Origin of the sequence: Bacillus sp. FJAT-26390 (assembly GCF_001682865.1) — a bacterium.
Classification (GTDB): Bacteria; Bacillota; Bacilli; order Paenibacillales; family Paenibacillaceae; genus Pristimantibacillus.
This window is the reverse complement of record NZ_MAQX01000001.1, coordinates 356,769-381,994: the sequence shown is the minus strand read 5'-3', so window position 1 is coordinate 381,994 and position 25,226 is coordinate 356,769. Positions and strand designations below refer to the sequence as shown.

Here is a 25,226-nt window from a genome sequence, read left to right as displayed (position 1 = left end):
TCGTATGTAGGAATGGCCTTAAATAAAAAATTTGCGATTTCGTCACCGTTTTTGGTTTACACTTATTTCGCCAAACGTTATAATGATCATTAGAAAATCGGGTCGCAGCGAAAGGGGGATGTCATCATGGCACGCATGTATCGGGTACTTGGCTTTTGGACCCTGGTAATCGGACTAATGGCTTTTGCAGGCCATATGACGGAATTTGCGCTTTTATTTTTTGCACAAGCCGTCGCTTTCGTATTTCTGGGCTACTTGAATTTCTCCGAAAGAACTTACATCGTAATGTTCTGGGGATATATGATCATTTCATTCGTGGGTTTCACGTATTGGTCGGTCTTCAAGATGGACTTGCCGTTCTAACAAAGGCGCCACAGAAGATTCGCCTAGGCAGGTCATATACTTAAGCTAAGTGAAAACGAGCTTTGCTGTCATTGACGGCAAAGCTCGTTTCGCGTTTAAGCCATGCAAAAGAACGGTGTCAGCTCCATTAGGAGTGGCACCGTTCTTTTGTCCGCGTTATATTTTGTCCAAAATCATCACTTTAAACGTTTCGCTCATCTGGTCGCTCAGCAGAAGCTGCCTGACGGATCGGTTCATTCTCGCCGCCTTGCTGAAGGGATCGGTGCTGTAATCGTTTTGGAGGAGCTCCAGAACGCCATTTTCGATCAAAAATTGTTTTTGAGTCGAATAGCTGGCAACGCGCCAGCCGTTCTCCTCCGCTTCATGACGAATAAACGTATACGGGACATGTGAGGTCATATCTTGCTCCCCGATCCGTACATAGGGATTGTCGCTTGCCTGATGACGCCAATAGCACATTAGCGTACCGAGCATGCGATGCTCCGCGGTATATTCGCTTGCTTCATGCCCGTAATCGATTAGAATTAGGCGTCCGGTCCTCATTGCCGCTCCGAGCCGCTTAAGGAACGCTGCTGCCGCTGCATGAACCTCCGTCATTTGTCCTTCTCTCAGCTGAATGCCGTCTCGCTCAAGCCAACCGCATATCCGTGAATCTGTAAGCGGCATGCAGACTTCATAAAAACCCTGCACCTCATCGCCAGCAACGCCTATTTCAAGCAGCTCACCGTCTACCCGCTGCACGCGGTGTACGGGAAAAGCGTCCAGCAGCTCGTTTGCGAGCACAAGCGCCGGCTGCTTCAGCCAGCTTGCGTCCCAAGCCTCGTCCGATGAAGCAAGCAAGGGCTCAGCACTCAGCGTATCGCTTATTTCGGCAAAAGCTTCCTTTGCTGCTTGTCCATGCGCCGGATGATCCTCAATCAATATGGATTGGAATCGCTCTGCCCACTCGCTGCTTCTTTTGGCGCCAGCCTCCGCAATTTGTGCAGAAAGCCGCCCCGTACCCGCCCCCCACTCGATAAGCTTCAGAGGCTCGCCTACGGATTCGCTGTAGTTAATTGCGCAGCCAGCAACAACCTCAGCCAGAACATGTCCAATTCCCGAGCTTGTATAAAAATCGCCCTCCTTGCCTACGCGGATTGGCCCCGAGCGGTAATAACCGTAATCCGTATCATATAAACAAGTGCTCATGTAACGATGAAAGGGAATGCAGCTAACCAGCTGCTTTTTCCCTTCACGGTCGATAGGCCAGCCTTTGAATTCCGAATCTGCAATAGCTGCCGCAATAGAGACAGCAAGCGGGTTTTCCTTCATCATAAGGTTCATCCTTTTCCAAATGTAAGATATAATAGAATGGATTGCCGCATAAAATGAATGCTGAGGAGGGACGATGCCGTTGACATTGACAGCCAAGCGTAATCGTAATTCCATAGCAGCCACGGTGATGCTCCTAATTGCACTGCTCCTGATTCGGCTTCCCGTTATGGCAGAGCCTCTGCCGGTTGATGAGGAGGACATGCATTCGCTGCTTGAAAAAAGTTTATCCGTCGTGGAAATCGATAAAGAAATCGTCCGCATTCAAGAGCAAAAGCAGCAGCTTACGCTTACAATGACGGATACGGAGAAGCAGCTTCATCTACAGGAGCAGCAAATCTCGGACAAGCAGGACGAGGCTGGAAGCGTTTTGCGCGCTTATTATATGGGAGATCGCGATTTTTTGTTCCGTGCGCTTTTATCGTTTGATTCATTATCGGAGCTGTTTCAAATGCTGGACTATGCAGAAATTATACTTACGCAAGACAAGCATACCTTGAATACATACGTCGAGCAATACAAGAAGGTGAAGGAAGGCTACCAGAAGCTTGAGACAAGGCAAGACGAGCTGAACACGATCGAGGAGCAGCTGCGGACGCAAAGAGAACGTGTAGTGGCTCTAGAAAAACAGCTGGATGCACAGCTGTCAGGCCGGTCCGATGCCGACCGCATCCGTATTTTGATGAAGGAGCTTACCTCTTACTGGGATACCGCAGGAATCGACGTGGTCAAACAATATTTCCGCGCGCTTTCCAAAGCGATGAAGAAGCTGCCGACCTGGATTCAGGATAACAAGCAGCTGCTTGAAATCAAGGGCTTTCAATACACGATACGTGTGCCTGAGAATGATTTGAACGCGTTTTTGCGCGAGCAAAATGACATTTTCAACAATTTTGCGTTTGAATTCGTTTACGGCAAAGTCGTTGCCCAAGGCAAGCAAGGCAATATGGAAATAAAAGTCGCCGGTCATTATACGGTAGAAAATGAACCAAAAAACGCAATCCTCTTTCATGTGGATGAGCTGCTTTTTAACGGCTTCGCGCTGCCTGACACTACCCGTCGAGCTTTGGAGAAGGAATTTGACCTTGGCTTTTATCCAGATCTAATCGTATCCTTCCTAAAGGCGGACTCCGTCGAAATGTCTGACGGCGAGCTGACGATAAAGCTGAATCTTAAGCTTTGACCAAGTCGCTGATTCCACCTCTTAAAAGCAATGAAGCCCGTCCCGGGTCAAAACGGGGCAGGCTTTTTTCGTTTAATCTACTTGCGCTTTGAGCGATTCGATATAGGCAGTCAGCTGGAATGTCCCTTCGGAAAAATGTTTCCACATCTGCTCCCTGTGCTGCCATTTCTCAGGCCACATCGGATCAGGCAGCGGCATTTCATTTCCCTCCCGCTTCGCAATGAGCACCTTCTTCCACCATGCAGGCGGTATTTGGACCTGATCCGTCTGCAGCGAGCTGTTGAACGAATACAAAGACGCTCTTGCCGGCAGCTGGCCCGATCGGTCGTAGGTCGTCTGCTGGTTGTTCACATCCGTAATTTCTTTGATCCACAGCATCGCCTCCTCTTCCGCCTCGCTGTTGGCGGAGATCGCGTAGCTGTGACCATTCAGCCATGGGGAATATATGTTTTCTCGATCCACGACAAGCTTATTCCTTAGCCCTTCGCTCAGGTTCTCGTAATCATCCCAAGGAATAATGGCAGCCAGCAAATTGTTGCCCTGAAATGAAACCGTTAATTGATCGACTGCACTATTCTCGAAGCGGCTAATATACGTTTCCATCTTTTGCATCCATTCGAGCTGCGCGGCCTGCTTCTCATTTAACGGCTGCATGTTCAGCAGGTTTGATTGATTCGGATCAAATGCGGCAAGCCATATCAGCTGCTGCATTAAATCCCCTGCGCTCCAGTTAACTATGCTTGCCTCGGGATGGAGCTCGATAATGCGCGCAGCAGCAGCTTGGTAAGCTCCAAAATCATTTGGCGGCGCTTTTAACCCTGCTTCCGTCAGCAGAGATCCGCTCCATGCAACCACATATGGATTCACATCCCTCGGAACCCCCCATAAATAACCGTTCCATTTGAGCGGTTCCAGCAGCCCAGGCATCTGATCGGAGAGCGTGTCACCCGTCATCATGCTGTCTGCCGGCTTTAGAAACCCGCGCACGGCAAACGGCCTTACCCAGCCATTATCGAGAAGCATAATGTCTGCCGCTTCCCCCTGCTCGCTCTGAACCACCCACTCGTCATATGCATGGCCGTTGGACGGATCATTCGTTAGTATTACTTGTATATGAGGATATTTCATCATAAAATTCCGATTTAAATCTTGCAGCTGCAGAAACTGCGAATTAGGCAAGGAAACGTTTACATAAATTTCGGTAAGCTGATCGATGACAAGCTCTCCCGGCGCGGGCTGTATATTCGATTTCCCGTCCGGCTTTCCGACGCTTGTCGGATTTGCATCACGCGAGAATGGGATAAGCAATAGTGCTGCTAACAGTAACGCACCGATAATAAACGGCACATATTTTCTGGGAGTCACAGCGTTCTTCCTTTCATCCTTGAATCTACTAAAAATAGGATAACAATAATTTCAAAGTTTGTCCAAATGAACCTGTTATAGGCTGCTGGTAATTAGCGGAAATATACAAAAGCAACAGCGAATGAGCCGTTTGAACCAAGCGGACGGGAAAATATCGATGTCATTTACTATAGTAACAGCAAATGGACCTTTATACAGGAAATTTTCACGCTAAAAGGAGCACTTATGTCCTATATGGCTTAAAACGACAAAACGAGCCTTAGAATCGCTTCTAAGACTCGTTCTTTGCTTTTTGCTTTGAGCTAGTTACAGTAAATCAGCGGCTAGCTGTGCAAGCTTAGAGCGCTCGCCCTTCTCAAGTGTCATATGGCCGCTTGTTCCCTCGTTTTTGAACCGTTCCACAATATGCGTAAGTCCATTGCTGATGGAATCTAAATACGGATGGTCAATTTGCTCCGGGTCGCCCATGAGGACGATTTTACTGCCCTCGCCTACCCGTGATACGATCGTTTTTACTTCATGCTTCGTTAAGTTTTGCGCCTCGTCGATAATGATGAATTGTCCAGGAATGGACCTTCCTCTAATATAGGTAAGCGCCTCGACCTGAATGCTTCCCATTCCCATCAAAATTTTATCGATGTCGCCTGCTTTTTTCGTATCGAATAAATATTCCAAATTATCATATATCGGCTGCATCCAAGGACGCAGCTTCTCTTCCTTCTCACCTGGCAAATAGCCGATATCCTTGCCCATTGGCACTACCGGTCTTGCGATAAGCAGCTTCTTGTACTTATGCTCATCCTCCGTCTTCAGAAGGCCCGCCGCAAGCGCCAGCAGCGTCTTTCCGGTGCCAGCCTTGCCTGTGAGGGTTACAAGCGGGATATCGTCATTTAGGAGCAGCTCAAGCGCCATGCGCTGCTGAGCATTGCGGGCCGTAATGCCCCAAATCGGATCATTGCTTAAAAATAACGGCTCAAGCCTCGCTCCATCTTGGCTTACCTTAAGCAGCGCTGATTTTGAAGTACCCATTTCATCGCGTAAAATAACAAATTCATTCGGATTTAATCGGATGTTCAAATGCAGGTTGTTCACCGTCAAGAAGCGGTAGGTGTAAAATTCATCAATGACTGCCGGATGTACGTAAAGGGTCATATACCCCGTATAGAAGTCGGATGAGACGACGACTCGATCCGATAAATAATCCTGTGCCTGCAATCCAAGCACATCGGCCTTAATGCGAACGAGCACATCCTTGCTTACGAGGACAATGCTTTGCTTTTCCGGCTCATTCTCTTGCTCTATATGGTAATTCAGCGCGACCGCCAAAATCCGATTATCGTTTGACATTTCTCCAAACATTTCCTGCACGCGCATAAAGCTGCGGTGATTCAATTCCACCTTGAGTATGCCGCCGCTCGGAAGCTCGATGCCTTCATGCAGATGGCCTTTTTCACGCATCTTATCGAGCAGACGGGAGATTGAACGGGCATTACGCCCTAATTCATCTGCTAACCTCTTCTTGGAATCAATTTCCTCCAACACGACCGCGGGAATTATGACTTCATTATCGTCGAAAGCAAAAATCGCTTGCGGATCATGAAGCAGCACATTTGTATCGAGCACGAATATTTTTTTCATGAGAACCCTCCCGGCGTTGGATATTCATTAGAGGCCATACATAGCAATTCGCTGCTGCGGGTAGACTATGATTGACAGGTGACTTTTAGATTTTTCAACGATAAAAAAGAGGTGGCAAACATGTTCAAATGGCTAACTTCAGCGATCATTGTTGCGATTGTAGCGACAGGCTGCAGCACCGTCGCACGTAATGAGACATCACCCTCTCCACGAAATAATGGCAAAGTCCATGTACAACAAACTGCGCCGAGGAAAAAGGAAATAAAAGACTCGAAGCAGGTTGCGGCACATCTGGAGCAGTTGGCCAAAGGAGTTCACGGTGTAACGAACGCACATTGCGTCGTGTTCGGCAATACTGCAATCGTTGGCATCGATGTGGATAGCAAGCTGGATCGATCAAGAGTCGGTACGATTAAATACTCCGTCGCCGAAGCCTTCCACAAAGATCCATACGGCATTGACGCTCTCGTTACTGCGGATATGGATCTCTCTCAGAGAATCAATGAAATTGGCGCTGACATCAAGCGCGGCAAACCAATCACCGGCTTTGCAGAAGAAATGGCCGATATCATAGGAAGACTCATTCCGCAGATACCGCGTGACGTTAAGCCGATTGGGCCAGAATCGCAGCAAGCTCCTGCGTTGAATAAGAAATTGTAAAGACCCCCTTGAAGACACAAAAAGCCTAGTGAGCGATCACTAGGCTTTCTTCATGGCTGCGAAAACTTGTACATCCAAGCTGTTCGCAGCAACGTTCTTATTTGGTTTGATACACACAAGGGCAGTGGACAAGCACGCGTCATGGTCCATCGCGTCCCCGCTCCCAATAATGTTCGAGGTCACACTGTCAGATACCGCATTTAGCTCATGCAGTAGAACGATTGGCTGCTTCAGCAATTGATCGATCGGTTGCTCGGATCTTATGGATTCGGCATTGGTCATTCGCATGACCTCCTTCTGAACAGTTTTATAAACTGGCCTCTGTAGCTTTATTATAGCTATAATATTAGTTGCAGTCTACGGTTATTCAGCCAATTTTGCTTGCAGTGCAGCCCGGGCTTCGTTAAGCTTCGTCTCATCTAAATATACATAAGGACTTTTCCATGTTCCTTCAAGCGGAATGATTGTAATATCATCGCGGCCCATACCCACATATTTAGCCATCATGTTTTTAATTTCTTTCGAAGGCATATCCATCGTTAAGTTATTGCCAACTGCCTCAATAACAGAACCAAGCTTCGTTACGCCGTCAAACGATTTCAATTTGTCTGTTAGAGCGCCAATGACTTGGCTCTGTCTTGCATTTCGTTCAAAGTCGCTTGACATATTTTTGCCGTTGTTCGATTTGCGGTAGCGGACAAAATCAAGCGCCTTCTCTCCGCTCAGCTCTTGAAAGCCTTCCTTCAGGTCAATATTCGTGCCGTCAGCGGAATCCTTATACTTCATTCGCATATCTACATTTACATCCACGCCGCCCAGCGCATCCACGACGTCTGCGAACCCCTGGAAATTAATAACGGCAGAATATTTAATGTCGATGTTGAACAGCTTGCCCATTACGGTGCGAACCTCTTGTTTGGCATCTGCATAAGCCGCTTCTTTGCTCATATCCTTCTTAAGTGCGCTCATATAAAAATCAGCATAAAAGCTATTGGCTTTACGCGCTCTGTAGCCATCCACATCAATGTTTGAATCCCGTGGAATCGTAACGAGCGTGGCGGACTTTGTCTTTGGATTAAAGACGGCAACCATCATTACGTCCGTATTCAAGCCGCCGCCATGGGAACGCGAGTCAATCCCCATTAACAGCATAGCTACCGCTTTTTCCTTAACAGACTCTCCGGCAGGTATGACTACCTCATTATCATTTGGGGCAGCAATTTGATCAACGGCATTATCGGCCTTAAACACCAAATAAGCTAAACCTGCCGCAACGAGCAGAAGTACAGCAAATAACAATATAAAAAATGTTTTCCATATCGAGCGTTTCTTACGAGGCTTTTGCTTTTTTGTTTTGACTGGTTGACGAGAGCCCGCTCTTGGAGGTAATTCTGTTGAACCCTTGCTCATATGTGCCACCTTCAAGTTCAGTTGTATTTTGGATTTGATTCAATGTCCGTCAAAAGCTGTTCGCCAAGCTCCCGAGGATATAGCTGCAGCTTAGAACGGCCATCCTTCTCATATTTCAGATGAATCATCGTATCGTCTATCTTTGTTACGGCAAAGCTCGACAAGCCATGATCCTCTGTCAATATTTGCTCAAAAAAAACCAGCGTGTCGAGGGCTGCCTGATCATCTTGCCTAGCCTCCGCAACCAGCTTAATTTGCAGCCAGTTAAAAAGAGCGTCCTCTAGCTTCATTTGCCTGATTCCGCATTCTGAGGAGCATTTTCGCCGGCTTTGTTGCCTTTCCATTTGTCATATAATTGACGCCCCCGAAGCATGAGCATCATTAAAACCGCTACTCCCATACATTGAATGATAGGCAGCTTATCCACCTGTAAGATCATCAATACGAAAGATCCGAACGCTATCAATACATAGACCATTATTTCTTTCAACAACGGCAGCTTCTGCTGAGCACGAAACACTTTATTGAATATGTATATCGTAAAGCCCAGAATGATCAAATAAGAAATCAGCTTATGATCGCTTAGCCAAGCCTGCATGCAGCAAACCTCCTTCTCCATTGTAAACGGCCTGCGCCGCTTTTTAGTTGCACAGCATCGTTTCACTGTGAAATATAAGTGGGATTATAAGTTTTAACTTATAATCCCACTTATATTTTAAAGAAAACGTAAGGCTTTGCGCGAGCAAAACCTTACGTTTGTTAAATGATCGGCTCTTAAACGCTGGCTTGTGCGTTTTTGCGGTTTTTGTCCGCGCGTTCGCGCTCGCTTTTGTTCAAAATTTTCTTACGCAGACGAATCGTCTTCGGCGTAATTTCACAATACTCGTCATCGTTCAAGTACTCGAGCGCTTGCTCAAGCGAGAATAGACGAGGGCTTTTCAATGTAACGGTATCGTCTTTACCAGCGGAACGAATGTTGTTCAGTTGTTTTACTTTACAGATGTTGACGATGATATCATTCTCACGAGTATGCTCGCCAACGATCATGCCTTCATAAATTTCAGTGCCCGGCTCAAGGAACTGAATACCGCGATCCTCTACGCCCATCATGCCGTAGAATGTCGATGTACCGTTCTCGCTTGCAACAAGAACGCCTTGGTGACGGCCGCCTACGCCGGAACCGGCAAGTGGGCCGTAGCTGTCAAAAGCATTGTTCATGATGCCGTAGCCGCGAGTCAATGTCAAGAACTGTGTACGGTATCCAATCAGGCCGCGTGCAGGAATTCTGAATTCCAAACGAACTTGGCCGTTGCCGTGGTTGATCATGTTAAGCATTTCTGCTTTGCGCGTTCCAAGGCTCTCCATAACAGCGCCCATGCTTTCTTCAGGCGTGTCAATTAGTAGACGCTCGTAAGGCTCTTTCTTCGAACCATCAATTTCCTTGATGATAACTTCCGGCTTGGATACTTGAAGCTCAAAGCCTTCACGACGCATGTTCTCGATCAGAATGCCTAGGTGAAGCTCACCGCGGCCAGATACGACGAATGCATCCGGGCTGTCTGTTTCGTCTACGCGAAGCGCAACGTCAGTCTCAAGCTCTTTGTATAGACGCTCGCGAAGCTTGCGGGATGTAACCCATTTGCCTTCACGTCCTGCAAAAGGACTGTTGTTAACGAGGAACGTCATTTGAAGCGTAGGCTCGTCGATTTTGAGAACAGGCAAAGCTTCCGGCTTCTGTGGATCAGCAATCGTTTCACCAATGTTGATTTCACGGATACCTGCAATCGCGATGATATCACCAGCGCCTGCTTCTTCGATCTCAACGCGCTTCAAACCAACGAAACCAAATAGTTTCTCGATTCTAGCTTGTTTATTGCCGCCTTCGCGTGTCATAACCGCAACGGTTTGACCTTGCTTAATGATACCGCGGTTAACGCGTCCAACAGCAATACGGCCAAGGTATTCATTGTAATCAAGCAAAGTAACAAGGAATTGCAATGGTTGTTCCGTATCTTCAGTTGGCGAAGGAATGTTGCTAACGATGGTTTCATATAGTGCTTCCATGTTCTCATCTTGTTTCTCAGGATCAAGACTGGAAGTACCCATAAGCGCAGATGCATAAACAACCGGGAACTCAAGCTGCTCATCGTTCGCGCCTAGCTCGATAAATAGATCCAGAACCTCATCAACAACCTCTTGAGGTCTAGCGTTCGGACGGTCAATCTTGTTCACTACAACGATTGGCGTTTGGTTCGATTCAAGCGCTTTGCGCAAAACGAACTTCGTTTGCGGCATGCAGCCTTCAAACGCATCAACGACCAACAGTACGCCGTCAACCATTTTCATAATACGCTCAACCTCGCCGCCGAAGTCAGCATGTCCAGGCGTATCTACGATGTTGATCAAATAATCCTTGTAGTTAATTGCTGTGTTTTTTGCCAAAATCGTAATACCGCGTTCACGCTCAAGATCGTTTGAATCCATTGCGCGTTCCTGTACTGCTTCATGATCGCGAAACGTGCCTGATTGTTGAAGCAGCTTGTCAACCAATGTCGTTTTACCGTGGTCAACGTGGGCAATAATTGCGATATTCCGTAAATTCTCTCTTGCTTGCATAACTTGTAATCCACTCCATTTGTTTTTTATTTAAAGCCTGTTTATACCCTTACCAACGTCTGCGCTTGCCTAGCATCATCCAAACACCTGCTGCAATTAATGCAACAGCAATCGCATAAATCCCCCAGCTCCACAAAAGTACTAAAATAACGAACACGGCCGATGCGGCAGCTAGCGCAATCGATGCCGTGAGCACAACACGCGGTCTGGATGAACCAAACAAATAATATTCGTAAAGGCCTGCTGCTACGCCAAAAATAAACAGCGGCCACAAATATTTCAAGCTATCCCATCCAAAAAGGTTGCATACGACAAACAGCAGGGCATATACGACGAGCATTCCGCCTGGTACAAGCACGACCGCAGGAACTAGTCGCCCGAAGTAAAGAACATGCAACAGCACTCCGGGAATCAAGACGAGCAGCGGCCAGAAGATTGCGCCCAAAAAGCTGAATACACCTAACTTGCCCAACAAAATAACGACCCCGGCTAACAGCAAAATAATTCCAGCGGAATATTTGTTATTAGGCATTTGCGCTTCCGCTCCTTACAACGCCAATCGCATATCTTGACGAAAGACGACAGTTTTTATCTATATTAGTTTAATGGAACTGAGGCAAAAATACCAGTACGTAGCGAGGCTATCCGCAAAAAAAAACCGTTCCTCAATATTTTGAGTAAACGGGGCAGGCTATAAACATTATAATATAGGCTTTTTTTTGACAACTGCCAGTGCAATGACAAGCGGTACGCAGAGCAGCGGAATCGCTTCTGCAAGCGTTTTGGAGCCATGAAACAGCCATTTATCGAGGCCGGGATCATGCATGAGCATGCCTCCGGCGGCATAAGCAAGCAAGGCAGCTCCTATATAAGAGAGAGCAGGGAATTTTTGCAAAAGCTTGCCGAGCATCTGGCTTCCCCAAATGATCATAGGTATGCTGAGCGCGATTCCGAGCAAAATAAGAACAGGGTCGCCATCGGCGACAGCAGCGATCGCCAGCACGTTATCCAGGCTCATAACGAAATCAGCCACGACGATTGTCCAGATCGCTTGACCGATCGTTTTCGCTTTTTTTACCGTATGCGAATCCTGTTGTCCTCCAGCCTCCGCAAGCAGCTTAACGGCGATATAAAACAATAAAACGGCTCCGATCGCTTGCAAAAAAGGCACCTGCAGCAGCTTGATGGCTACCAAGGTTAAAATGCACCTGAGTCCTACGGCAGCTAATGCCCCCCACCATACGGCGCGCTTGCGCTGCTCAGGCGGGAGCTGGCCGCTTGCCATGGCAATGACAATGGCATTATCTCCGCTAAGCAATACATTAATTAAGACGATTTCGATAAATATAATGACGCTGTCCAAGCTGCATCCCCCCTCTTATCAGCTGTATGAACAAGCTGTCGGGAATATGTCCGAAATAAAAAAGAAAAAAATGAATCCATCTTTATCAGCATTCGTATTGAGTGTTGACTTGAAGCTTGCTTGTATTTGGAAGGAGGGAGATTACTTATGGAACTATTTTCAGTCGAGTTTTTCTCCGCCCTGCTGACCATCGTTTTCATCGACCTTATTTTGGCCGGAGACAACGCCATCGTTATAGGGCTAGCAGCACGAAACCTGCCGAAGGAACAGCAAAAGAAAGCCGTTATTTGGGGAACTGCAGGTGCAGTCGGCATTCGGATCATCGCCACCCTGCTCGTCGTTCAGCTCCTGAACGTTCCTTGGTTAAATCTTGTAGGAGGCCTCCTCTTAGTATGGATCGCTTACAAGCTTCTCGTGCAGGAAGATGCTCATGATGGCATCAAATCAGGCAACACGCTTTGGCAATCGATACGGACAATCATTATTGCCGACGCAGCAATGGGAATCGATAACGTCATCGCGGTTGCGGGCGCAGCACATGGCGATACGCTGCTCGTCGTTCTAGGACTAATAATTAGCGTACCCGTCGTTGTATGGGGAAGCACGATCTTCATTAAGCTGATCAATCGGTTTGAATGGATCGTATATCTCGGTTCCGCGGTACTCGCTTATACGGCTGCCAAGATGATAACGCATGAAAAAGCGTTCAAAGCATTTTTCGAAAACCAGCTAATCTTCTGGGCATTCGTAATTCTTGTCATTATCATTACGATTGTCGCTGGTTTATTAACCAATAAGAGCAAGAAAAAACAAGCTCAACAAAAAAGCAGCGAATCCCATTAACGGGATTCCTGCTTTTTTTTCGTTGTATAACGCTAAAACCAACTATCCTCGCCCGCCGTTTGCACCGTCGTTTGTAATTCAGGCGATAGGAGCAGCTGCTCGGTGCCTTCTACTGCATCCTTAAGCAATTGCGAATAATTCGGAATTAATGCCTCGAGCTTCTCAACAATTCTAAGGTTTGGATTCGTGCTTGGCGATTTTGGCAAAAATAACGTACAGCAATCCTCATAGGGCAAAATCGACGTCCCGTACGTACCGATTCTCTCCGCGAGCCGAATGATCTCATGCTTGTCCATCATAATTAACGGTTTGAGCTGCGGCAGTTCTGTTGCCCGGCCGATCGCGTTCATGCTTGGGAGTGTTTGGCTCGCCACCTGTCCTAAGCTTTCTCCCGTAACGATGCCGTTTGCCCCATTGCGCTCCGCTAGCTGCTCCGTAATGCGCAGCATCGCTCTTCGCATTAACGTAATGATCAGGTTGTCGCTTTTTGCTTGCACCAAAGTCGTTTGAATCTCAGTAAAGGGAACCAGATGAAGCTTGATCGGCTCCCCGCTAAAATACGACAAACGTTTTGCAAGCTCGATCACCTTATCCTTTGCCTGCTCGCTTGTGAATGGGTAGCTGTGGAAATGGACGGCTTCCACCTCAAGCCCTTTGCGCAGCGCAAGCCAGCCTGCTACGGGGCTGTCTATGCCGCCAGAGAGCAGCAGCATCGCTTTGCCGTTCGATGCGAACGGAAATCCGCCTGCGCCCGGTATAACATCGTAGAATACGTAAGTCGCTTCCTCTTGGATATCCACCCGCAGTTCAACCTCAGGCTTGCTTACATTTACTTTAAGACCCGGCATCGCTTGCAGCACGTAGCCCCCAACCAAATGATTCATTTCCTGCGAGTTATGCGGGAATGGCTTCCAAGCTCGCTTGGCGCTTACTTTAAACGTAGCCGGCTGCTCCGGCAATGACTGCATAAGGGCAAGCGCCGCTGCTCTTATTTTCTCAAGGTCAAGCTCCGTGCTCATGACCGGACTTAATGAAACGATGCCAAACAAATCCTTCAAGCGATCCGCAACAGGCCCATAGGGATGTCCGTTCAATTTGACAAACAGCCGTCCAAAAGATTTGAAATAAGTAATATGCTCATAAGGGAGCAAAGCTTGCTTCACTTGATCAAGCATTCGCTTCTCGAATTTATTGCGGTTTCTTCCCTTTACCATTAAATCTCCGTAACGGAGCACAATTTGATCATAAAGCAAGTTTAAGTCAATCTCCTCTCAAGCGGCTTCAATTGCAAGACAACGGCGCGCAGCGCCTTGCCTAAGGCATCGATATCCCGCTCCTCATGTTCATCCCCAAAGCTTATCCGCACTCCTCCTGTTGCCTGCTCGCGGCTTGCTCCTATTGCCAGCAGCACGCGGCTAGGCTTGTCGTCCTTAGAGGAGCAAGCAGATTTGGTTGAAGCCATTATATCATGCTGCTCCAGCATATGAATGATAACCTCGGGCTTCATGCCGGGATAAGAAAAATGGACGATATGCGAAGCGGTCGGCTCTCCGCCATTAAGCTTAAGCTCCGGCAGTTCGCCTATAAGCCGAATGAGCTTTTGCTTAAGCAGCTTCATTCGCTTCTCCCGTTGCTCCATCGACTCAAGCGACATGCGCAGCGCCTTAGCGGATGCAACGATGCCTGGCACATTTTGCGTGCCGGGGCGGCTGCCATACTCCTGCGAGCCTCCCGAAAGCATCGGTTGCAGCGTTATGCCGTCGCTGACATAAAGAAAACCTACCCCTTTTGGTCCCCTAAGCTTATGAGCTGATCCGCTGAGCAGATCGATTCCCCAATCCTCGATAAGAATTGGCTGCTTACCGATGCTTTGCACCGCGTCGACGTGGAACAAGGTTTTCGGATAGCGCTTGAGCAGACGTCCGATGGCTTCTATTGGCTGCATCGATCCGATTTCATTGTTGATGTGCATGACGCTGACCAGGATGGTCTCCTCCGTAAGAGCCTCTTCTACTTGCTCTAATCGTACATGGCCTGACTCGCTTACAGGCAAATAAGTGACGCGAAAGCCCTCTTGCTCTAGCTGGGCGAACGATTCGTACACGGAAGCATGCTCAATCTGGGTCGTAATAAGATGTTTGCCACGGCCCGCATACTGGCGAGCGGCGCCCTTTATCGCTAAATTGTTGGATTCGGTCCCGCCTGATGTAAATATCCATTTGCCTCTTTTCGTTTGCAGACGCTCCGCGAGGAGCGCCCTTGAGCGTTCGATTAATTTATCAGCATCGGTGCCGGCACGGTGAAGGGATGAAGGATTCGCATATTGCGACTTCATAACCTCCATCATCGTCTGCACGACATCATCATAAGGCGGCGTTGAAGCACAGTGATCAAAATATAACATCGCGGAATGATCTCCTTTCCAAAAAAGAAAAAGATCATCGATTGCTTCCGCCTGCGTGGCAGAAAACAAAATCGTGATCTTAATACTGCCGTTTTACTTAGCTTGAATCACTTTTGCAACATATCGCTGCGTCTCTTCCGGCAGCGCTTCAAGATTTTGTATGAGCTGCTCATTCGTTCGAATGCCTGTCCGGTCCACACGTCCAGGACCGGCGTTATAAGCTGCCAGGGCAACCTGCTCGTTCCCGTTATATTTTTTTAAGAGCATCGACAAATATTTAGTCCCGCCCTCAATGTTCTGCGCGGGATCAAATGAATTGGTGACGCCAAGCCCTCTTGCGGTACCGTCCATTAGCTGCATAAGGCCCTTTGCGCCTGCACCGGACTCTGCATCCGGACGAAAGCCGGACTCGGTCTGGATGACCGCTTGGATCAAGGCAGCATCTACGCCGTACTTGGCGGAGGCTAGCTGGATCAGCTCGTCATATTCGCTTGGCGTGCGGTTAGTATCCCCAGAACCGATGTAAGAAACGTTCGGCAGGCCGTTCAGCGAAGAAAGCTGTGCAAGCGCATCTGCCGGAAGAATCGGAGCTGACGCGCCATTTTCAGATGAGATGTCTGACATATATTGATTTAATAACGTATCAAATAAGGAACCAGAGCCGTCGCCGGTCGTTGCTTGCAAGGGGTTTGATGCGGCTTGCAAATCCAGGCTCGGAGAAAGCTGAAGCTGCAGTAACGTTTTTATAATCCGAGGGTCAATACTCATGATTTCCTCCTAGCTGTACGATTTCAAGTATGTAGTCGTATTTACTCTAAGTATATCGGTTTTTATTGTACATGTTTTTAGAGCAAACAGCCAGTATCCCTATTATTTAACGCCATGACCAGCGGCATGACTTCGTTTAGGGCACGACATTCCATATATTTCACGTTGCTGTCCGAAGCATTTGGCTGCTGCCTTCTTGGATTCAGCCATATAGGAGACCAACCCGCTTGCGAGGAAGGCGCAATATCGTTATGCCATGCATCTCCGACATACACCATTTGCTCTGGCAGATAGGCTGCGCGCTGCTGAACATGATGAAAGACGTCGGGGTCAGGCTTCGCCATGCCGATTCCATCCGAAATATAGACAGCCTTCTCGTCTACCCAGTTTAAAAGCTCCAGCGCTTTTATTTTGTTCATTTGATGCTTGGTGGGACCGTTCGTAATTAAGCCGATATCCATGCCGCCATCTCTCAATTGCTCAAACAAAGCAGCAGCGCCGTCTCTGAGCGTTAGGCGCGTTTGCTCCAGCTCGTAATTCCGCTGCAGCTGCAAAGCAGCTTCATCCTTTACTTTTATGCTGAGCTCATTAAACGCCGCAACCGTCCGCTCTATCCGGAGCTGCTCCAGCGTCATTTGCCCGCTTATATGTTTTTCCCACAGAAGATCGCTATGTCGCCTTATGCGCCTATATAGATCTTCTATAGGCAATTGTTCGTTGATATGGTGGATCAAATCCGTGCTTTGCACCGCCAGCTGAAACGGTTGGAGCTGGTCGTACAAGGTGTCGTCCAAGTCAAAATATACTGCTTTTATCAATTGCTCTCCCCTATCTCCACTCGCCATAGTTTCGTATGTAAATTATAATTCCAGCGCCAGCATTTAACCACCTCATATAAAAAAATGGCGACCCATAGGATCGCCATCTGTCATTCAAGCTTATTTAAATACTTTTACGCGCTCGTCGATCGGTTGGAAAGCTTTCTCGCCAGGTGCTGCCGTTGGTTTGCCGAAAGGCATTTGAGCAACAAGCTGCCATGAATCAGGCAAAGACCAAGTTGTCTTCACTTCTGTATCAATTAGTGGATTGTAGTGCTGCAGCGAAGCTCCAAAGCCTTCTTTCTCAAGCGCAGTCCACACAACCAGCTGATGCATACCCGAGGATTGCTGCGACCAGATCGGGAAGTTTTGCGCGTAAGAAGGGAAGCTTGCCATTAGGCCGTCAACCACGTTTTTATCTTCAAAAAATAAAACCGTTCCGTATCCGCTTTTGAAAGAACCCATTTTTTGCTCAGTCGCCTCGAATTGATCTGCCGGAACGATAGCGCGAAGCGTGTTCGTTGCAATATCCCAAAGCTTATCATGATTGTCGCCGAGCAATACAACTACTCGCGCGCTTTGTGAATTGAAGGAGGATGGCGTATGCTTAACCGCCTCTTGCACGATTTCTACAATTTTGTCGTCAGAGATAACTGCCTCTTTGCTAATACCGTAAAAAGTGCGTCTTGATTTGACTGCGTCCAAAAATGCTTCTGATGTCATTGTTTCTCCTGCCTCTCAAATGTCATGTGTCATAAAAATTAGCTGCACGAATCGAAAGCTATAATTAATTACTTAACTTTAGTAACTTTATTATATATCGTATAGGTTGTCAAGCCAGACCCGTTCATTATCCCCATCGCGAAAAGTAATTATGACCGGGCTGTCTGTCCCTCTCTTTTCAACCAACGGTCCAGAAGCCATATGACCGCATATAACAGCATGCATAAGGCAAAAACAATGGCCTCCAGCTGCAGCAAATACCATGGCCATGGCGCCAGCAAATCAAGCAAAGATGCGGTACCTGGCTTTTGCGCCAAAAACATAAAGTTAGTAGTGCCTGAGATCGTATTCGTAATGGCCGCAGGTATGGCAAGCACATGCAGCCAAATGATTGCACGCATTACGGATCGAAAAGTCGGCCGGTATCGCTCCACAGCAAGTATAAACAATGCAGCGCCAACGATTGCAATATGCGCGATAAAAAAATGAAAATAACGGAAGTGAGGAAAGGCTTCATCTAAGTTTGGGGTTAACAGTGCCTGAAGCGCGCCCATGCTCCCTAGAAAAAAAACGATGTCATTCAGCTTTTTTCTATTCGTCAACAGCAACACCGCGCTGACCAAAACCATTAGGCTGCATAGCTGAAAGGGCAAAGAGCCTACATCCCATTGATGCTCAAGCAAGTAGGATAGCTGTAGGGAAGCTTCGCAGACGATCAACAAGCTCGCCAGCCCATAACGCACGGTTCGATTCACGCCCGGCTCCCTCATCTGTTTGCGAAAAACGATAATGCCTGCAAATAGGATCACAGCTGCGGCCAAACCGGCAAAGTGGGCAATCGAAAACATTTCAAACGCCATCCTTAACCCCTCCCTTCCCCTTCATTTTGAAAAAAATGACATAAAAAAAATAGTACCAACTTTATATGGTACTATCCTCGTCATTTTTCTTATGAAATAAGCCCATTTCTTTCGCTTTATTAGCCGCCTCTCGCGAACCGGTTAAATTCAGCTTTTTTAAAATATGATTAACGTGGTTTTTGACTGTGCGGATCGAAACGACAAGCTTGTCGGCAATCTGCGGCTGCGTATAGCCTTGATCGATCAAATCAAGCAATTGTAGCTCCGACGGCGTGATGAGATCGCCCAGCTTCTTAACCTCGAACTCGCGCTCGAGCAGCTTTAGCCTGCGAAATTCCTCACGCATCCGCTCCGCCACAGCAGCGTTGATCGGCGACTGGCTCCGGAAAGCCGACCTTACGGCTTCAGGCAAATTTTCAAAATCGGACTTGATTTGATAATCGATTGCTCCTGCCTGAAACGAACGGAAGATGAGCTCCTTCTCTTCCATAGAGGTAAGCATAATGACACGCGAGCCTGTGGCTGCGGCAGCCTCCTCGGCGAGCAGAACGCCTTCCGGACGGCCATCCAGCATAATGTCCATTAGCACAACGTCCGCTGGCGTCGGCTGCTGCTTGCCGGCAAGCAGCGCCTGCCTTACGTCCTCTGCTTTGCTCGACGTCCAGACTACTTCGATATCAGGCTCCTTGTTCAAATAGGCCACGAGGCCGCGAAGCCAGTCGGGATCATCCTCAACGATCCAAACCCGAATATTATCCATGGGCTTCACTCCTTTCCGCTTCCATTACTACTGTCTTTGCCGCTTGAACGCTTCGTTTAGGAAACGTCATATAGATGGATGTGCCTACACCTGGTTTACTTCGCATATCAAGCATTCCCTTATGCTTGCGCATCACATGATAGGCATAGGGAAGGCCAAGGCCAAAATTGGTGTCGCTTCCGCTTTTTGTCGTATAGAACGGTTCGAGCACCTTAGCCATTTCGCTTTTGACCATGCCGGGACCGGTATCACGCACTTCAATAACGAGCTCTCGCTTCGTCTCGCTGAGCTGGATATACAGCTCTCCCTTGTTCTTCATTGCCTCTAAAGCATTTGAAACGACATTGCCAAGCGCCTCGCCTACCTGAGCCGGATCGACGCGGCAGCTCCAGCCCTCGCTTAGCGAAGTATGCAGCTTAATATTGCCTAGGGCAGGCTCATACCCCTTTATCGTTTGCTCGACTAACACTGCCAAATCCGTTGTCTCGACGCGCAGCACTAAATCCTCCGTCCGACGATGAACGCGCTGCAGCATCTCCTGCATATGGCGGGAGGCATGAAGCACCGTTTCAATATCGGCAAGCAGCTCCTGCTGATTTGTTTCTAAGGCGTACGCTTTCATCTTCTCCGAGAACAGCCGCATTTTGCCGGCATCATTCTTAATCGCATGATTGAGAATGGCCGTTCCCGACGTGACCGCTCGAAGCGTAGAGTCATATCTCCTCCGGTCGATATTAACCCGCACACCCATAAAGCCGTATGTGAACAGCCCAATGACGAATACCGTTACCCCTAAACCAACAATCCACGTATTATAAACCCACATGCGCAGCATCCCGAAGCTTGGCAGCACGTAATTCATAACCATGCAGAACATAACCGGAGGCAGAACCGCCGAGCAAATGATCCAATGCGTGCGCGAGAAGGACGCGTGCAGCTGCCGCTTGAGAAGTATTTGCACCGCGCCATAGAGAATATAGGGCACCGCCCACCAGACTACTATTTTGAAGGAGATCGGGTACAATTCTGTATAGAAAGGCGTGAACACTATACATAATAGGATCGGTATGAGCAGCAACAATGGCAACAGCTGCTGCAGCCGCTTCGTCATTCGAACCGGACGGTAAGCAACAGCAAACAGCGCGAAGGAATAAGGCAAACCGTAATAGGAGGCTAATGAAGAGACCGCTTGCAAACGGTAGAGGAGCTGCTGCGCTACCTCATTCATTCCCGCGTCCGCTGCAGCAGGAAGCCATTGCAGATCAAGGACAGCAGCAAGCGCCCCCGCCCCTCCGCTAAATGCTACGGCGCCTAACCAATGATTAATGGATGCTTGCCGATCTGACAGCCAAATAATGGCCGCAATAGCCCACAACGCAACAAGAACGAATAACATATCGCAGCTCCTTCACAACAGCTTACTCTTTTATTTCGATCGTAATGGGAGACCACTCGGCAATGACCGTCTGGCCGTGCACCGACACGCTGCCCTCCGGCGACAAATCCTTCTCCGTCATAATGCCGAGGGCAACCGTAAATTGATTGAATTTAACCGGCACATTATGCTCTCTGCGCACCTCGCGGCCATTCACATAAAAAACAACTTCGTCCCCAGCGTGATTATACGTAATCTTATACGTATTAAATTCTCTCGCCTCAAAATCCGTATCTTCCTTAAACACGCAAAAATAACGGGTTTTGTCCGTCTCCGGCACCTTCACCCCTGGAAAAGGCAGCACGGCGTATACGCTTGCGTATTTGTCATTCCCCGCGAAGAAATCCAAAGCTCCGCCTGTAGAGAAATCAAGAAGGTTTAATGATACAAAGCCGTCATACAAATCGTTCGGCGCCGTATTTTGGGAACGTGCGCGTATTTGCAGCTCGAAGCTGATTTCGCCTGCCTCTGGAACGGCAACGGGCTCGGCTGAATAATACATATGTTTGGCATTATCGAGAATTTGAATTTGATCGTTCGAGCGGCTGAGCGGAGCGCGAACATACAGCATTCCGTTGCGGACGATAACGACTGCATTCGGCTCGCGGTATTGCCAGAAGGAGCCGTCTTGCAGCGGGAAACCGCCGATTTTCCATACTTCCCCTTCATTTAATATCGTATGAAAATCACCTAATATCACTTGCTTGTCCATCGTCATGACCTCTCTCTTGGTTGTTAATGTTATATGAGACCTTGGATTATTAAAGAAGCGATTAAAATAGCGCCGCAGCGAACGGTTGCTTGCAAGGAAGCTCCCATCAGCGGCAAGTAGGCAGGTGATTCGTTATGGGAAGAGAGCCTTCCGTAAACGAGATAGAGCGGGATCGCCGTAGGCAGAGCAAGAAGGGCATAGATAGGAAGAGCATCCGCCATTACGCTCACCACAAGCGAGAAATAGGCAAGCGCAAGCAGCACCCTTGAAAATAACAGTGCACGCCGCTCGCCCCATACGACGACTAAAGTCCGCTTGCCGGCCTGCCTGTCAGCCTGCCAGTGCAAGAAATGATGATTGAACAAAATGAGCGTCGTAAGAAGCCCAATCGGAAGCGACAAGAGCAAGGCCCTGTAATCAAGATGCGACGTTTGCACAAAATAGGCGCCAACCACTGGCAGCACGCCAAAGGAAAGGAGGATAGCCACCTCGCTGTACCCCTTGCCGCGATAGCCGAACTGGATCGGAGGCGCTACGTAGAAATAAGCGATCAACGCCCCAAGTACGCCAAATACGAGCACGGGCCATCCGCTTAGCAAGCTGAGAATAACGCCACAGATCGCCGCAATGCCGAACAACCCCCATGTAACGGCGGCAAAGGTACGAATGCTCCAAGTCCCTTTGGTCAAATAACCGGAGTTTGTCGCAATCGCCCCTTCTGTCGATTGAGCGGCTGTATCCGTACCATTGTAATAATCCCACAGATCATTAATCATATTGGAGAACAAATGGGCCGTTCCCGCGCCAATTAGCGTAATGACAAATAATAATGGATTGAAAATGCCATCCCAAACATAAGCCCCAAGAGCGCCAAGCGCCACCGGAATAAGCATGACCGGAATGACCCTTACCCTTGCGGCTTTCATAAATTGCTTGAACATAAATGTGCCACTGCCTCTCTGATGACTTAAAATCGTTAGTTCAATTGAACCACTTCCATTTGCTTTCCGTCAACCGATGGGTTAACTGTTGCTCAACTTTTGGACTTGCTTCATTCTCTGTTTTAGCAGCTCCGTGCAATAATTATTTTCGTTTCTCCTATCAAAAGCATGCGCTAATGACTTAGCATCTTGCTCGATCATTTCATAAGTAATCTTGCTGCCCACGTTCAGCTTTCTGCGACGTTTTTGTCCATGCCATTTCATTAGAAAAGCTTGCGCCGAGCTCATATATAAGAAACGATCCCATCCTACTTTAGTTTCCACGGCATAAGCGAATGTTTGCTCGAACCACTTTGCCGCTTTATGGATGTCCGTAGCCGCATAGTAAGCGAGAAAGTTGCCGTATTCTTCTAAATAGCCTGGTCCCTTCAGCAATCGCGCACCTTTTTTCGCTATCTTCATCGCCTCTTCAGCTTGCCCGGTCTCAAGCAATGGGAGCAGAAGATGGCTGTACGTATTTTGCGGAATTGATTTGCAAGTCATTCGGCCATCCATTATGGGTCTCATCGCTTGCAACCCGCGTCGATATCTGCCAGCTGTGAAGTGATAATAACCAAAGCCGTTCTGTTCACAAGCGCTGCAATCTGACATGCCATCCCTTGCCGTTTTACGCCATAGGTCATAATTCAGTTGGGCAGCTTCCATATCGCCACGGGATAACGCATATCGATGAAGGGTTTGATAATAGGGACGCAAGCTGTGACCGTATTGTAGGCATTTTGCCTTGAAATCATCAATAACGGCTTGGATTTGGGCTGCACCAAATTGCGGAAAACGCCATATCTGATTAACAAACCATTTATAATGCCAAATGATTGAGAAGCTGTAATACGTGGACGGCTCCTTCTCAAACTGCGTCAGGCACCATGCAAACGACACGAGAAATCTTTCTTGAAACCCGGAGTCAAGCGCAGACGATGAATAGGACATGCGGGCATGGTAGGCATCCTCTGTGGACATATACAGATCAGCAATTCGAATGGCTTCCTCCAGCACCGCAAGCTTCTGCTTCCCTTCAGGCAAACTCCAAGCATCGCTTCGCAATTGATCATATCGCTGCTTCATGACCTGCTCTCACCTGCCTGACTAAGTCCAATCTCAAGCACTTGCAGGAACGACTGGTTCATAAGCTTCAGCTCCTCCGGACCTAGTGGATAATTGCCAAGGAGCAAGGCTTGTGTGTACACGGTCTCAATGCATAACTTCTGCATGTCTTCATTTTGACTAGTCATCGCCTTATAAATAAGCGGGTTGTTGAAGTTATAACAAAGTCTGGCCATTGGAAGCTCATGCATTTCATGAATGACGACATCAACAATGTCTGCAAATAAATCATTCGCCGCTTCCCTCGTCTGCTCAGCCATGCGCAAAAAATTCACTTCATCATTCGTGTTGTACAGCGCCGCTAAGTCAGCAGGCTCAAAGCGTTTTACTACGCTTCTGCATTGATACGGGGCCAGCAGTCGGTCCGACAGCTCCAAAAAAGAGCGAACGACTTCCAGCTCTCCAGCAGAAACATCTTGAAAATAATTAGAGAAATTGATCGGGTCGAGCACGGCTGCCTCGATGTTCTCATCAAGCTCGGAAAGCTTGCGCACCAGTTCAAAATCATGCACATAGCCGCCATTAATAACCATCACCTCTTGCGCTTTAGCTACCCTCGCGACTTGCCTGAACTCATCAAGTGTAGAGGAGACGATGATCTGTCGGGTTTGCGCCAAAATGTCTCTCATCTTCATCATGCCAAACGACGTCTCGAAGGATAAGGAACCAATAAACAGTCGGTAAAGCTCTTCGTCCTCGGCCGCCATCGCTTTAAGTGAGTTATAGTGGATCCGGACCATTTTTTCGAACACGTCCGAATTAGTCTCAGATAGCTCGATCAAATACCGCTTAATGCATTCGCCCAGCTCATCCTTTACCGTATAAAATAGCTCATTTTCCATAAAAGCTTCACGGGACGCCGTTGGCCTTAGCCCATTGGTATTGATGATGCAGGTAACAAAAAAAGCCCAATCCGGCAGCAAACTATTGATTTGGTCCGAGAGCAGCATTCGCTTCGCATAAACTTTATTCTTCTTCTCCGCTTGCAGGCTAACGGCATAAGGCAGAATATAGGCAACGCCCTCAAGCTCGCCAATGACCGATTTTAACGGGATAGCGTCCACAAAGTTCTGATTCATTTCATACTCGCCAAATTCAAGCGCTTCTTGTTTATTCATCAACCAAGGAGGGGTATCTTTATTAATCGTTATGTTGGCGTCCTGCTCGGATAATTCTATCGGAACAGGCAGAAACTCACCGTAATGTGTCATCAGCTCCGATAATCGATCCCATTCGTAGTAATCCTCATAACCTTCCTTACTCGTTAAAAATACAGTCGTTCCGATCGGCGCATCCTTCTCAAGCTTGCGAATGGAGTAGGTTCCGTCTGGCCGCCCTCTCCACTCCAGAGTATCCCCTTCAAGCGCAGAGCGGGTAATGACAACAATCTCTCCGCTGACAACGAAGCAGGAAAGCAATCCTACGCCAAACTGTCCGATGTAATCATCCGCTGCATCCAGCTCCTCACGCTTCGAGGTGCTTCCGATTTGGGCTAAAAAACGATGGATTTCCGATTCAGTTAAGCCAATTCCATTATCATGAACCGCAATCGTGCGTGAAGCATACAGCTCTATCGTAACGCGGGCGTCAAATCGATGGCCAAGCCGATTGCGCGCCGTTATGGCGTCAACGCCATTTTGCAGCAATTCCCTTACGAATACGCCGGGATTCGAATATAAATGTTTGGAAAGAAGTTCGATCATGCCTTGTAAATTAACTTGAAAATTCAAATTGCTCATCGTATCCCCCATAGAGGTTCTATTTTATTTGTTTAATTCCACCATTCAATTCGGCATTTCACTAGGTTATCCCTCTTTTACGTCACAAATTGGTGATTTATCCAAGAGCTTGAAATGACATAAAAAAACCGCCCAGCACAAGGCTGAACG

General features: G+C 47.9%; 26 protein-coding genes. 4 read left to right on the top strand and 22 right to left on the bottom strand.

The features are described 5' to 3' along the window. The first annotated feature begins 126 nt into the window (after positions 1-126). Positions 127-363: a DUF2626 domain-containing protein gene (locus A7975_RS01755; RefSeq protein ID WP_053375484.1), complete on the top strand. Its 237-nt coding sequence runs from the start codon at positions 127-129 to the stop codon at positions 361-363. A gap of 156 nt (positions 364-519) precedes the next feature. Here A7975_RS01755 and A7975_RS01750 read toward each other — a convergent pair whose 3' ends face one another. After that, positions 520-1,677 (bottom strand): class I SAM-dependent methyltransferase, encoded by a 1,158-nt coding sequence (locus A7975_RS01750; RefSeq protein ID WP_176707652.1) that lies wholly within the window; start codon positions 1,675-1,677, stop codon positions 520-522. A gap of 73 nt (positions 1,678-1,750) precedes the next feature. Here A7975_RS01750 and A7975_RS01745 point away from each other — a divergent pair, with 73 nt between their 5' ends. Beyond that, positions 1,751-2,857, top strand: coding sequence for a coiled-coil domain-containing protein (locus A7975_RS01745; protein WP_065383971.1), 1,107 nt, complete (start codon positions 1,751-1,753; stop codon positions 2,855-2,857). Between the two features lie 72 nt (positions 2,858-2,929). Here A7975_RS01745 and A7975_RS01740 read toward each other — a convergent pair whose 3' ends face one another. Further along, on the bottom strand, positions 2,930-4,222 hold the full coding sequence (locus tag A7975_RS01740; protein ID WP_065383970.1) for an ABC transporter substrate-binding protein: 1,293 nt from the start codon (positions 4,220-4,222) through the stop codon (positions 2,930-2,932). Positions 4,223-4,528: 306 nt separating this feature from the next. Further along, positions 4,529-5,860 carry a PhoH family protein gene (locus A7975_RS01735; RefSeq protein ID WP_053375480.1) on the bottom strand — a complete coding sequence of 444 codons (1,332 nt, stop codon included), beginning with the start codon at positions 5,858-5,860 and terminating at the stop codon, positions 4,529-4,531. 120 nt (positions 5,861-5,980) lie between these two features. Between A7975_RS01735 and A7975_RS01730 the strand changes: the two genes are divergently transcribed. Then, positions 5,981-6,520: a YhcN/YlaJ family sporulation lipoprotein gene (locus A7975_RS01730; RefSeq protein WP_053375479.1), complete on the top strand. Its 540-nt coding sequence runs from the start codon at positions 5,981-5,983 to the stop codon at positions 6,518-6,520. Between the two features lie 39 nt (positions 6,521-6,559). Here the strand turns inward: A7975_RS01730 and A7975_RS01725 are convergent, their stop codons facing one another. The 7 genes from A7975_RS01725 to A7975_RS01695 all read right to left on the bottom strand — a co-directional run bounded on the left by A7975_RS01725 (position 6,560) and on the right by A7975_RS01695 (position 11,909). Then, positions 6,560-6,802: a hypothetical protein gene (locus tag A7975_RS01725; protein ID WP_065383969.1), complete on the bottom strand. Its 243-nt coding sequence runs from the start codon at positions 6,800-6,802 to the stop codon at positions 6,560-6,562. An 81-nt stretch (positions 6,803-6,883) separates the two neighbouring features. Further along, entirely contained in the window at positions 6,884-7,930 is a 1,047-nt protein-coding gene (locus tag A7975_RS01720; protein ID WP_053375477.1) for an LCP family protein, read from the bottom strand. A 17-nt stretch (positions 7,931-7,947) separates the two neighbouring features. Further along, positions 7,948-8,220 (bottom strand): hypothetical protein, encoded by a 273-nt coding sequence (locus A7975_RS01715; RefSeq protein WP_065383968.1) that lies wholly within the window; start codon positions 8,218-8,220, stop codon positions 7,948-7,950. Then, the gene (locus tag A7975_RS01710; protein ID WP_065383967.1) at positions 8,217-8,528 is read right to left on the bottom strand and encodes a YlaH-like family protein; all 312 of its coding nucleotides are present in this window, start codon (positions 8,526-8,528) and stop codon (positions 8,217-8,219) included. Before A7975_RS01710 ends, A7975_RS01715 begins: the two co-directional genes overlap by 4 nt. 176 nt (positions 8,529-8,704) lie before the next feature. Next, positions 8,705-10,546: a translational GTPase TypA gene (typA, locus tag A7975_RS01705; RefSeq protein WP_053375474.1), complete on the bottom strand. Its 1,842-nt coding sequence runs from the start codon at positions 10,544-10,546 to the stop codon at positions 8,705-8,707. Between the two features lie 49 nt (positions 10,547-10,595). After that, positions 10,596-11,078 (bottom strand): hypothetical protein, encoded by a 483-nt coding sequence (locus tag A7975_RS01700; protein ID WP_053375473.1) that lies wholly within the window; start codon positions 11,076-11,078, stop codon positions 10,596-10,598. Between the two features lie 168 nt (positions 11,079-11,246). Next, entirely contained in the window at positions 11,247-11,909 is a 663-nt protein-coding gene (locus tag A7975_RS01695; protein WP_053375472.1) for a TerC family protein, read from the bottom strand. Between the two features lie 147 nt (positions 11,910-12,056). Here A7975_RS01695 and A7975_RS01690 point away from each other — a divergent pair, with 147 nt between their 5' ends. Next, positions 12,057-12,752 carry a TerC family protein gene (locus A7975_RS01690; RefSeq protein ID WP_053375471.1) on the top strand — a complete coding sequence of 232 codons (696 nt, stop codon included), beginning with the start codon at positions 12,057-12,059 and terminating at the stop codon, positions 12,750-12,752. A gap of 32 nt (positions 12,753-12,784) precedes the next feature. Here the strand turns inward: A7975_RS01690 and thiI are convergent, their stop codons facing one another. The 12 genes from thiI to A7975_RS01630 form a co-directional block, all read right to left on the bottom strand. Then, the gene (gene thiI / locus A7975_RS01685) at positions 12,785-14,005 is read right to left on the bottom strand and encodes a tRNA uracil 4-sulfurtransferase ThiI (protein ID WP_065383966.1); all 1,221 of its coding nucleotides are present in this window, start codon (positions 14,003-14,005) and stop codon (positions 12,785-12,787) included. A 2-nt stretch (positions 14,006-14,007) separates the two neighbouring features. Continuing rightward, the gene (locus A7975_RS01680) at positions 14,008-15,156 is read right to left on the bottom strand and encodes a cysteine desulfurase family protein (protein WP_065383965.1); all 1,149 of its coding nucleotides are present in this window, start codon (positions 15,154-15,156) and stop codon (positions 14,008-14,010) included. Between the two features lie 93 nt (positions 15,157-15,249). After that, a complete protein-coding gene (locus A7975_RS01675; protein WP_053375468.1) occupies positions 15,250-15,924 on the bottom strand; it encodes a lytic transglycosylase domain-containing protein in 675 nt (224 codons plus the stop codon). 77 nt (positions 15,925-16,001) lie between these two features. Further along, entirely contained in the window at positions 16,002-16,742 is a 741-nt protein-coding gene (locus A7975_RS01670; protein WP_065383964.1) for an HAD family hydrolase, read from the bottom strand. Between the two features lie 120 nt (positions 16,743-16,862). Continuing rightward, on the bottom strand, positions 16,863-17,465 hold the full coding sequence (locus tag A7975_RS01665; protein ID WP_053375465.1) for a nitroreductase family protein: 603 nt from the start codon (positions 17,463-17,465) through the stop codon (positions 16,863-16,865). A gap of 149 nt (positions 17,466-17,614) precedes the next feature. Continuing rightward, entirely contained in the window at positions 17,615-18,325 is a 711-nt protein-coding gene (locus A7975_RS01660) for a YwaF family protein (RefSeq protein ID WP_065383963.1), read from the bottom strand. A gap of 61 nt (positions 18,326-18,386) precedes the next feature. Further along, on the bottom strand, positions 18,387-19,085 hold the full coding sequence (locus A7975_RS01655; protein WP_053375463.1) for a response regulator transcription factor: 699 nt from the start codon (positions 19,083-19,085) through the stop codon (positions 18,387-18,389). Continuing rightward, positions 19,078-20,481, bottom strand: coding sequence for a sensor histidine kinase (locus A7975_RS01650; protein WP_053375462.1), 1,404 nt, complete (start codon positions 20,479-20,481; stop codon positions 19,078-19,080). The genes A7975_RS01655 and A7975_RS01650 overlap by 8 nt, the downstream gene beginning before the upstream one ends. Before the next feature lie 22 nt (positions 20,482-20,503). Further along, positions 20,504-21,232 carry a DUF6081 family protein gene (locus A7975_RS01645; RefSeq protein ID WP_065383962.1) on the bottom strand — a complete coding sequence of 243 codons (729 nt, stop codon included), beginning with the start codon at positions 21,230-21,232 and terminating at the stop codon, positions 20,504-20,506. 29 nt (positions 21,233-21,261) lie between these two features. Continuing rightward, positions 21,262-22,173 carry a prenyltransferase gene (locus A7975_RS01640; protein ID WP_065383961.1) on the bottom strand — a complete coding sequence of 304 codons (912 nt, stop codon included), beginning with the start codon at positions 22,171-22,173 and terminating at the stop codon, positions 21,262-21,264. Between the two features lie 81 nt (positions 22,174-22,254). Further along, positions 22,255-23,298, bottom strand: coding sequence for a hypothetical protein (locus A7975_RS01635; protein WP_065383960.1), 1,044 nt, complete (start codon positions 23,296-23,298; stop codon positions 22,255-22,257). Next, complete coding sequence (locus A7975_RS01630; protein WP_065383959.1) at positions 23,295-25,076, bottom strand: HSP90 family protein; 1,782 nt, start codon at positions 25,074-25,076, stop codon at positions 23,295-23,297. Before A7975_RS01630 ends, A7975_RS01635 begins: the two co-directional genes overlap by 4 nt. Positions 25,077-25,226: the final 150 nt, after the last annotated feature.